Raw genomic sequence first — 10,000 nt, 5'->3', positions numbered from 1 at the left:
AAAGAAAGTAAGAACAGGATAAAAGCCCGGTTGAATCATTTTGCTGTCTGTAGGCACCGGCCAATATTGCCCGCCGTTCTGGTTTGCCATGACCGGTTCTACCGATTTGGGTTGCTCAGGCTGCCGGTGATTTTGCTCAGTTTAGATAAAAAAAGGACACCGGGTTATGGGTGTCCTTGTATTCACTATTTAGGGGCAAAGGATAGGCCTGAAAGTATTTTGATCTCCGCTCTATTCTTTGCCTTGATTTTGGTTCCCTTGCCTTAGTCCTTACCTCATCTCCGCCTGCCCAACCAGAACCATGACAATAACAGACCCCATACCCAGTGTATGGCGCCACCGCCGCCACCAGATCCTGCAGAATTGTCGGTGCCAGGGGTTGCTTTGGCACTTATGCTAAAAGTCAAAGTAGCTTCTGCAGTTAAACCTGAAGGATCTGAAACTCTGACTTTCATAGTGTCTGAACCCGCGCTTGTCGCCAGATAACTCAGTTGTCCTGTAGCCGAGATGGTCACCGAACCTTTGGTCGGTTGTGCAGTGATGGCATAACTCAGTGAATCACCATCTGGATCCGTAGCATTCAGCATGGTGGTAAAGGTCACACCTTCCTGAGCGTTGTAGGAACTATCCGAAAACTGAGGTTGGCCGTTTGTCGCTCTGATTTCAATATGAAACTGTTGCTGGCTGAAGTTCTGCTGGCTATCTGAACTGGTTACAGTAAATTGATCTTGCCCTGTATAACCTGTATCAGGCTGGTACCAAATCTCAGCGCCATTCAGTGTGACTTTGCCGTGTAAAGGTAATGTGGTCAGGCTCAACACCACAGGATCCGATTCAGGGTCAACACTGCTTGCCACTATAGTTGCAGCACTGTTTTTATCCATAGTGCTTACAAGCTGATGCAGCTGCGGTGCATAGTTTTGTTTTAGTAGCAAAGTCCGGCCGTCCGCTATTTGTCCGGCTATCAGATATTCGCCTAACCTGGCAACCTGCACAGCACTGCGATAATCGGGCGTGCTATTGAACCATGGCAAAGCCAAAGCCCCTAAACTCACCGGAGCCAAGGGATTAGCCGACAGATCAAACAAACAAAGATCGGTTCCACCTGTTGCCGAGCCAGGGCTACTTATCAGCAAATCATCTGTCACACTCAGGTCGGCTTGCCCACAGTTTGCCAGCGCATCTTCTGCACCAAAACCACCAAGGCGTTTTATTATGCCGTTGTCCGGACTGAATACTTCAATCCCTCTGCCCGCCCCTATCTGCTGCAGATAAAATCGCCCTTTGTATGAAGTCATACTGTGTTTTTGCCGGCCTGGCTGAATAAGAGCTGAGGTCACAGCCTGAACACTGCCTTTTAACTGGTGCGTGACAGGGTCGAGTTGCACTGCATATACAGCATAAGAGGTACTTTGTGGCCCGGACTCTGTCAAAGCCTCAAATAACAGCCAATCGGCGTCCAACTGGAACATACTGATATCCAACACTTTAGCGTTACCAGGTAATCTCAGTGAAGCCCAGGGGATCTGCACCGGGCTGGTATTGAGGATGTCTGCTGCTCCTGCCGGATAAATGCTAAAAGCCTGCTCTGTAAAGCTACCATTGACGAGCAGCAGATCTTCAGAGCTCTGCCAGTAACGCGCAGAAGGTGACCAGCCTTGACTGACAGTGCTTTGAGCTTCCGCCTGCCATTGCCCCTGCTGCTCAGCAAACTGAATGATCTGACCCGCATTGTTGCGTACCAACACTTTGTTTTTCACTGCCAGCATGTCGGTAATAGAACTGTTGTCTTTGAACAGCTCTGTACTAAAGTCCGGCTCAGAGGCAGATAAACCATACACCACTGTGCTGCCACGAACAAATAGCTGATGATCTGTCGCAGTCATGCCTGCAAAGGCCTGGGGGTGGCTAAAAATATCTGGTCTTGCTGTTGGAAATAGCGCATTCCAGTTCAATTGTCTGGCGCCTGTAGCCCCTAAACAAAACCAGTTCTGCCCTTCTGTCGCCACAGCAGTACAGTGTGACTCTTCAGCGACAGGCATAGACTCTATCGCAATAGCATTGTTGTCTAACTTCAGCAACTGAAGTGTTTTTTCGCGCCCCAGACCGGCACCGTAGTTATAGATTTTGTCATCTTTCAAAAACAACAAACCAGGGGTCTGTAAATCAATCAGATAATCAGCCTGGTTTTTAGCCTGCCATTGTTGTCCGTTCCAGCCCATCCACAGGTATTTATTTTGCCTGTCACGGTAAATAAACTGCTCTGTATTTAATAAACTTAGATCAGCCACTGCAGAGAGTTCTGTGTCACTACTTTGTAAACTGCTCAAATCTATTTTTTGTATTTTTACTTCAGCGCCTGAATAGCTGTGTTGCCAGGCCAATAGTAACTGGTTTTGTTCTATTCGCATTTGAGCCTGGTAATAACCTGTTGGCTTAGCAAAAAGTTGATGCAATTCAGGTTGACCATTTTTCCATAGAAACACTTCAACGCCTGCCGGACCTTGTACCGCCAGATAAGAACCGGATTGGGCCAGAGCTGAAGCCACTTTGTCTGCCCAACTGAATCTGAGCAACAATTGGCCTGCGCTGTCCAGTTGATAAAACCCTAGACTCTGGCTCTGCGCGACCACCAGATAACCTGCAGACCAGATCGCGGCATTCACCTTAGAGCTGAACGAGAATCGATGCTGTGGTTTGGTTTGCCCTGTGGCGGTTTTGTCGTATAAATCGATGTAATTGCTGTCCGCAGCTACGGCCAGCAGAAAATCACCGGCTGGCTGAATAGACTGGTAAGAGGCTCCAAATTGGTTTTGTTCAACATAAGAGTATGGTTTGGCATGAAGCGAAGTCGTAACGGCGGAAAATAAAACTAAAGCAGAGAGAACCGCAATTTTCATAAAAATCCTTTTTTAATCTTGTTCCTAATAACACCAACACCCTATCAGATAATAAATAGATGTAAATACACAACAAAAAAAAGCCAGAACCCTTTGTTTGGGTTCTGGCTTTTCGGCGAAACACTGATTTCCACCACTGAATCAGGCTGAGCTTGTGAGACTCATGTCTGACTAGCCTGCGGCTTTAACGCCTTACAGGCCAATGATGCACAGCCACAGACAACAGCACCAGGATCAGCAAAACGCTAAATTCGGCACCGTTACGGCCAGGGCCCACGACAAACCAGCCTATTTTGGCGTGCAAAATAGCTATGCCTGTCGCGTAAATACCAACATAGACCAGACAAATTAATGTGACGTAACGGTTGAGCGCCAGAAATAAAGTACCGATAATTTCAACAGCAGTAATAGCTATGGCTATTAACAAGCCCATAGGCCAGCCATTGTGTTCCAGCCACTGGCCAAAAGGCACCACGCCGCCAGTCAGAGCTCTGTGCCAGCCATGTGCTGCTATCAAACCAGCCAGGGCCAGCCTTAAGGTTCCCCAGCCAAAGATCTGTTGTAATGCCATAGGTTATCCTTTTAAGCTCTGGTTTTGTTTACATTGCTGCAGTTGCTTTAGTGCCTGCATGGCTGCTTCAGCCTGATGTACAGGCACCAGCAGATGATCGTGGTAGGCTCCGGCAAACACATTACAACTCAAACCCGCATCCGCTAAAGCTGTGGCAAAAGCAGCGGTCAGCCCTACGGCCTCTAAATCTGAATGCACGGTAAGGCTGATCCAACGGGCCCTGAACAAAATATTCAGCTGATAATCTTTGGCTTGTTGTTCTGTCAGAACTAAAGTCAGCCCCTCTTTTTCTTTAAAAGTGGCTAGAGGCAGAGGCCCGTGCCAGCTTTTATCCAGAGGCCAGATACAATAGACGTAAATATCCGGCTCTAGCTCTGGTTGCATAGTACTAAGTAACTGGTCCAGCGCTTTAATAGCAGCTGTCATTGAATATCTCCCTTCTTTGCTTTAGTGAGCAGTCCCATCTTTTGTCACTAAAGACACAGGCAACTGCCCTCTGGCCTGTATTTTTCCGAGTAAAAACGCCACTACCGCATCATAAGCCGGACCAGAAAATGCTCTTGCTGCTGTGTGTGGTCTCTGATTGTAGCTGTAGGTCGCCAACCGCAGATCTGCTGCAACGGCAAAATCAGTCAGCTCATAAGGCGTGCGTAAGGACACCATCACAGTGTTTTTCCCCTGAGCTTTCGCCTGTTGTAATAATTGCAATAGCAGCTGTTTTTGCTCTGCCACTGTCAGCTTCATCGCAGGTAAAGCCTGCAAATCAGCCAATACCCCAAGCTCAGCGGCACTTTGTACCGGTGAAATCAGTGAGCCCAGCACCAGATCAGCCTGATGGATTTGCTGCACTGCCATGGATTGCTCAAAGGAGGTTAAATCACTGCAACTGACGGATTTTGGTTTGATGCCCCACAGACTGAGTGCCTCTAACCAGCTTTGGCATTTAGTCGGGTCAGGAGCAATCAGGTGCAGTCTCAAAGCGGCCAAATCCAAAGGTAACTTTAATTTATTTTCGCCCACTACCGTCAGGCTGTCTTGCGCCAGTCGTTGTTCCAGTTCGATATCCGCAGCTAAGCGTTGATCGTCTGCAACCAAAGTTTGAGGCTGAGCTTTACCCAGCTGCTGACGCAAGCGGACTATACGCTCAGCAGATTGCGCTATTTCACGGCTGTCGAGTTTGCCTTGCTGCACAGCGGCCACCACCTCGTCGATCAGCACAGCCAAGGCCTGAATGTCAGAGGGAGTTTTCATTTCATAAGGCATCAGCGCTATATCAGCACCTGCTGCAAACGTTTCTATCACAGCCTGAGCCGGGTCAAAAAACTGGCTGATACCGGCCATATTTAGCGCATCAGTAATGACGATACCGTCAAAGCCCATGTCGTCGCGCAGTAAATCCGTCAGAATAGCTCTGGATAACGTGGCGGGTTTAATCACGGCCTCGCCGGATTTAGTGATCAAGCTGCTGTTATCCAGCGCCGGATACTGAATATGAGCTGTCATCACCATGGCAGGTTGATGCGCTTTGATCAGCTGTCGGAACGGGTATAAATCGACAGCCTCCACTGTGGCTCTGTCATGTTCAACCAAGGGCAAACCTGTGTGGCTGTCGACATGAGTATCACCATGGCCCGGGAAATGTTTGATGGTGCCTAAGACACCAGCTTGCTGCATGGCACTGAGCATGGCGCCCCCTGCCTGCGCTACGGCTGCAGCATTATCGCCATAAGAGCGGACGTTAATCACAGGGTTAGCCGGGTTATTATTCACATCCAGACTAGGCGCAAAGTTTAAGTTAATACCCAGCGAGCTTAATTGCAGCGCAATAGCTTTGCCGACCTCTGTCGCGTAGTGAGTGCCTGACGCTGCCAGGGTTGCCCCTATTGCCATATTGCCGGCAAAAGCCGGAAAATCGGCCACTGGCAGACGCGCGACGCGGCCCCCCTCCTGATCGATGCCAAGTAATAAGGGTAAGCCGTCACTACTAGCCTGTTGTAAATCTGCAGTTAAACGCCGGATTTGGGTTTTATCTTTCAGATTATTGGCAAATAAAATCACGCCCCCTAAATGCAATTGAGTGATGGCATCGGCAAATTCTTTTGGCAAAACAGTCACGTCAGATTTGCATTCAGCTGAAGAGCCTTCAGCACAAAAGTGCCGCAAATCGATCATCAGTTTTTGGCCGATTTGACGGCGTAACTCCTGCTGATCCAGAGTTTTTTGTCCCATACAACCTCCAGCACTTAACGTCATGACAGCCAGCAGCAGTGCATATTGTTTCATCTTGTCACCACATCCTGAGTTTAGGCCGCCACTATATCAGGCCTGTTCTGCCTCTGTAACAGGGTCTGCCGTAATGACTTTTATTTGGTCAGTATTTCAACGACAGCCAGTGACCAGGCGTTGTCCCTTTGAGTACATTGCGGCATTTGTTATGCTCAGGCCGTTGCTTTGCCAAAGTTCATAAAAAATCCCGGTGAAAAATAAAGGGATAGCAGCAACAAATGAAGCAGATAAATCTCAGTCAATAAAGCAAAAAACGGAGTGTTGTATGATGAAAATACCTTACCTGCTGGCTCTTGGTTTGAGCCTTAGCAGCGCTTTTTTATACGCCAAACCCCAGCCTCAAGGCCAGCTAATGATCGTAGGTGGCGCTTTAGCCAGCTCAAATAAAGCAGTATTTCAGCAATGGGTTGAAAGTGCAGGTGGCGCACCTAAAGCTCGTATAGTGGTGATCCCTGCGGCCAGCACCCAGCCTGTAAAGTACTTCCGCCAGTTTCAGAAGGATTTGGCTTTGTATGGCGTGCCTGAGCAGCAGGTACAGCTGATTCCTATCGCGGTAAACGATGATAAAAGTACAGCCGAAGACGAATCATTGTGGCGCGATAACGCCTCAGATCCGGCACTGGCCGCTGTGATAAAGCAGGCCACTGCAGTCTGGTTTTTAGGTGGCGACCAAAATCATTTGGTCGATACCTTAAAACCAGAAGGAAAAACCAGCCCGGTACTGGAGGCTGTCTGGCAGCTTTACCAACAAGGCGGCCTGGTAGGAGGGACCAGTGCTGGCGCAGCAATCATGAGTGACCCTATGATAACTGCCGGATCGTCCTGGAGTGCTTTAACCAGAGCTGTTGCCACTGCGGATGCAAGGATAGAAGGAACAGCTCAGGAGCCTTTGCAACTTCGTCAGGGGTTAGGTTTTTTCCCCGAAGGTATCATTGACCAGCATTTTGACCGCAGAGCCCGTTTTGGCCGTTTAATAGTGGCGCTGGCAGAACAAAGTTCGGGATCTGCAGTAGGTTATGGCATCGATGAAGACTCTGCCTTATTTTATCAGGCTAAAACCCGGCAATTTCAGGCTTTAGGTGCTGGTGGTGTGACAGTGATTGATTTACGTCACGCCAAAAAAATCAGCAATCCTCTTGGGTTTCAGATGGAGAATATCCGCTTGAGTTATTTGCAGGGAGGCGACAGCTATGACATTCAGACGCAACAACTTTTGCCTCATCCAGCGAAACTGCAGACCAAAGGTGCTGAGTATGGCGATCAGCCAGAGCCAGTGATGTCAGGCGTCTTCAGCGCTAATACCAGATTAAAAGACTTTATCACCTTTGAACTCACTGATAATAAATCGGCCAGCCAGGCAGTCAGTTACCTGCACCAGGGCAATGGACTGGTGTTTGGTTTGCTCTTTAGTAAAGATGACCGTACTCAAGGCTACTGGCAGTATCTGGATGGACTGAAAGACAATAGTAGTGCTCATCAGGTGCGGCTGGACATAGTACCCGGACGGATCCAGATTGATTTAAAACCTCAAAACTAAGCCATAACACCGGATTTTTATAAAAATCCGGTGTTATTCTGTTTGAACAACAGGAAAATCGGATAAAAGTTTGCATTGATGCTGGTATGGACAGTTATAATCCTGCCAGTCTTTTGTTGTTAAGCCGTATCCGGACAGGTTGTTATGTATAAGCCCACACCATTGTTAAGCTATTTCTGGGGGTTGTTTAGTGGTTTGATTGTCTCTGCTTTTTTATTTAACACTTTGACTCAAACAGAAAAACAACCCGAACATAAAAACGTTGAGCTAAAAAGCCAACCAGCAGCGGCTGTGAATAAAGCAGCAGCCGGACTAGACGCTCCCACCTTATCGCTGGCGGCAAGAGCTGAGTTATTGCTGAAGTACTACACCATCAGAGATGGTGCTGAAGAAACGAACTTAGCACCAGCACTACAACAAAACGGCCATCTGGTGATTTTTCAGCAAATGCTGCAACAAAGTACGGCGGATGTCAGCGACCTGATCCAGTCTACTCAGTCTTTTACAGCTGCACAGTTTTACGCTTCGTTAGTGCGTATTAAGCAAAAAGACGAAGAACAGCAGGCCAAAGCCCAGCTTGAGTTACTAAAACCTGTACCAACACCAGCTCAGGTCCCTGGCAATAAAGGCTAATCCGAACAAGCTCTGAATTTTTGACTATAGTCTGAACATAGTTAAACGTCAGAGAGCAGGTTGATGAAGTATCTGTTAGTGGGCGTCGCCCTGTGCTGTCATCTGGTTAGCGCAACTGCGGCCTGCCCCAGCACCTGGCGTGTGGCATACAACACCGACTGGTTACCTTATGTCAGGCTGACAGACGAAACTGTGTCAGGTACAGATATCGAGCTGGTGCGCACTCTGACGCATCAACTGGGTTCAACTCTGCAGCTGATCCAAATGTCAGAACAACGTGCTTTGCAGCAATTACAGCAAGGCGGGCTGGATCTGTTGTTTGCCGCATCCTATACCAAAGAGCGTGCAGCTTACGCCTATTTCTCTATTCCTTATCGTCAGGAAACTATTACTGCTGTACTCCACAAAGACCTGCTGGCTGAGCAGTCTGAACTAAAAAATAGCGCCGCATTTTATCAGTTGGCGGCCAAACGCTGGTCTGGGGCAGTGAATACGGCGGGTTACTACGGCGAAGACTTTGAATACTTCAAACTCCATCAGGGACAAAACAGATTATTTCACGTTGCAGAGGAACTCAGACGATTACAGATGGTTGCACAAGGCAGAGCACAATATTCGCTGGTTGACCCTGTAGTAGCGCGCTATCACATCAACCAGCATCAGGATTTGGCTGATTTACAGTTACTGCCTTTTATGTTGCACAAAAGCTCTATCCATTTGATGCTGAGCAAAAAGACGGTCTCAGCACTCTGTCTTCAGCAACTGGATGCTCTGCTCAAAGCCCACCTCAATCAGAAGACTGCATCTGAGCAATAAAAGCATTTGAATCTGCTATAGCTTTATTCATCTCGCTGATCAGACTACGAACATCCTGTTGCAAACCGGCAAAATCAGTTTGAATAGAGCCAATGGCCTTAGCATTTAAGTTATGCTTTAAAAACAAAACGTTGTCATGCATGATTTTAAGTACAGGCTGCATTTTTTTCTCAGCTGAGCGCATCTTTTTCAGCAAGAGCCCAAACTGCTTTTCGGTCGTCACCAGCTTTTGTTTACTTTGTGCTTTTAAAGCCGCGTTCTGGTATTGCCCCAGCTCATCCCGCCACTCGTCAAACAAGGCTTCAGCCACTGACTCGACTTTGTTAATACGACTACTCACCAGTTCAGCAGCGTCGACGCTTTGTTGATACTCTGCATCCAACTCTTCGTATTTAGTCTGTAAATCGCCACCATGAAACTTCAGCAGCTGACTCAATTCATCCAGCGCATCTTTAAACTGCTGCTGTCCTTCGACCTGGGCATCACGGGCATCTTTTACCCTATCGACCAGAATTTCACGCTTCTCCACGCCAAATTTTTCCATGGTAGCGTAATAAGCTTGCTGACAGCCCGCCAGACCAAGGCTTAGCAAAACCAAAGCTGTTAATTGCCGCATTCGATACCCCATTGTAGTGTGCTCTTGCTGTTGTCTGATACCTGCCGAGAGTTTCATAGTACAGAGCTTAACTTAAGATTGCACCCGGACAAGGCAGATTGACCTGTGGCAACTCTTTGCCACGGGTACAGCTTTGAGCCGATTTGCCCAAAGCTAAAGTCCACATTTTCTACTTTAGGGTAAAGCCAACACCTTGCTGATCAACATTACCGTACCTTTCCTTACCCAACTTTACCCAAAGCGCACAGATCTAAACCTGTTTTGGTCGGCACTTTGCAGCTTAATTCAGGCGATCAATTCCGGTCGTGTTTAATGGAGAGCATGAATGAGCATTCAATTCTCTAGCCAAAGTGCATACAGCATGGGCGCTATGCCCAAACTTCAGTTGAGCAAAGAACAACTGACTGAAGCTGCGGGCAATTTATTTGGTCAATTGGATAGTCAAAATAAAGGCTACTTAGAGCAAAGCGATTTTTCCAGCTTGCTCAGCGGTCTGCAAAATGAACAAGCCCAGAATAAAAGTGAAGAGCTGTTCAGCTCACTGGATTCAGATGGTGATGGCCAACTAACCAGCTCAGAATTCAGCGATAACTTCAGCAATTTACTCTATAGCGCTCAAGGCACTATGGGGCACAGGCCAC

General features: G+C 47.8%; 9 protein-coding genes. 4 read left to right on the top strand and 5 right to left on the bottom strand.

Annotated elements, in window-relative coordinates; genetic code table 11:
* Positions 1 to 275 precede the first annotated feature (275 nt).
* From LDL40_RS16290 to LDL40_RS16275, 4 genes are all read right to left on the bottom strand, one after another.
* Positions 276 to 2,900 carry an Ig-like domain-containing protein gene (locus tag LDL40_RS16290; protein WP_300996503.1) on the bottom strand — a complete coding sequence of 875 codons (2,625 nt, stop codon included), beginning with the start codon at positions 2,898 to 2,900 and terminating at the stop codon, positions 276 to 278.
* 184 nt (positions 2,901 to 3,084) lie between these two features.
* A complete protein-coding gene (locus LDL40_RS16285; protein WP_300996502.1) occupies positions 3,085 to 3,471 on the bottom strand; it encodes a DoxX family protein in 387 nt (128 codons plus the stop codon).
* A gap of 3 nt (positions 3,472 to 3,474) precedes the next feature.
* Positions 3,475 to 3,897: an ACT domain-containing protein gene (locus tag LDL40_RS16280; RefSeq protein WP_300996501.1), complete on the bottom strand. Its 423-nt coding sequence runs from the start codon at positions 3,895 to 3,897 to the stop codon at positions 3,475 to 3,477.
* Positions 3,898 to 3,918: 21 nt separating this feature from the next.
* Complete coding sequence (locus LDL40_RS16275) at positions 3,919 to 5,754, bottom strand: glycoside hydrolase family 3 protein (protein ID WP_300996500.1); 1,836 nt, start codon at positions 5,752 to 5,754, stop codon at positions 3,919 to 3,921.
* A gap of 268 nt (positions 5,755 to 6,022) precedes the next feature.
* Between LDL40_RS16275 and LDL40_RS16270 the strand changes: the two genes are divergently transcribed.
* From LDL40_RS16270 to LDL40_RS16260, 3 genes are all read left to right on the top strand, one after another.
* Positions 6,023 to 7,294 (top strand): cyanophycinase, encoded by a 1,272-nt coding sequence (locus LDL40_RS16270; protein WP_300996499.1) that lies wholly within the window; start codon positions 6,023 to 6,025, stop codon positions 7,292 to 7,294.
* Between the two features lie 144 nt (positions 7,295 to 7,438).
* Positions 7,439 to 7,927, top strand: coding sequence for a hypothetical protein (locus LDL40_RS16265; protein ID WP_300996498.1), 489 nt, complete (start codon positions 7,439 to 7,441; stop codon positions 7,925 to 7,927).
* A 63-nt stretch (positions 7,928 to 7,990) separates the two neighbouring features.
* Complete coding sequence (locus tag LDL40_RS16260) at positions 7,991 to 8,743, top strand: ABC transporter substrate-binding protein (RefSeq protein ID WP_300996497.1); 753 nt, start codon at positions 7,991 to 7,993, stop codon at positions 8,741 to 8,743.
* Here LDL40_RS16260 and LDL40_RS16255 read toward each other — a convergent pair.
* A complete protein-coding gene (locus LDL40_RS16255) occupies positions 8,715 to 9,359 on the bottom strand; it encodes a DUF2959 domain-containing protein (RefSeq protein ID WP_300996496.1) in 645 nt (214 codons plus the stop codon). The two genes, LDL40_RS16260 and LDL40_RS16255, sit on opposite strands and share 29 nt — an antisense overlap.
* 325 nt (positions 9,360 to 9,684) lie before the next feature.
* Here LDL40_RS16255 and LDL40_RS16250 point away from each other — a divergent pair.
* A partial coding sequence (locus LDL40_RS16250) for an EF-hand domain-containing protein (RefSeq protein WP_300996495.1) occupies positions 9,685 to 10,000 on the top strand: 316 nt, incomplete at its 3' end.

The organism is Rheinheimera sp., assembly GCF_020217005.1.
GTDB lineage: Bacteria > Pseudomonadota > Gammaproteobacteria > Enterobacterales > Alteromonadaceae > Pararheinheimera.
The sequence above is the reverse complement of the archived record's forward strand: the minus strand, read 5'-3'. Positions and strand labels throughout refer to the sequence as shown.

Bases quoted from the DNA above. Each gene is read 5' to 3' on its own strand.
- LDL40_RS16275 (WP_300996500.1), bottom strand. From the start codon at position 5,754: ATGAAACAATATGCACTGCTGCTGGCTGTCATGACGTTAAGTGCTGGA.
- LDL40_RS16290 (WP_300996503.1), bottom strand. From the start codon at position 2,900: ATGAAAATTGCGGTTCTCTCTGCTTTAGTTTTATTTTCCGCCGTTACG.
- LDL40_RS16285 (WP_300996502.1), bottom strand. From the start codon at position 3,471: ATGGCATTACAACAGATCTTTGGCTGGGGAACCTTAAGGCTGGCCCTG.
- LDL40_RS16260 (WP_300996497.1), top strand. From the start codon at position 7,991: ATGAAGTATCTGTTAGTGGGCGTCGCCCTGTGCTGTCATCTGGTTAGC.
- LDL40_RS16265 (WP_300996498.1), top strand. From the start codon at position 7,439: ATGTATAAGCCCACACCATTGTTAAGCTATTTCTGGGGGTTGTTTAGT.
- LDL40_RS16270 (WP_300996499.1), top strand. From the start codon at position 6,023: ATGATGAAAATACCTTACCTGCTGGCTCTTGGTTTGAGCCTTAGCAGC.
- LDL40_RS16255 (WP_300996496.1), bottom strand. From the start codon at position 9,359: ATGCGGCAATTAACAGCTTTGGTTTTGCTAAGCCTTGGTCTGGCGGGC.
- LDL40_RS16280 (WP_300996501.1), bottom strand. From the start codon at position 3,897: ATGACAGCTGCTATTAAAGCGCTGGACCAGTTACTTAGTACTATGCAA.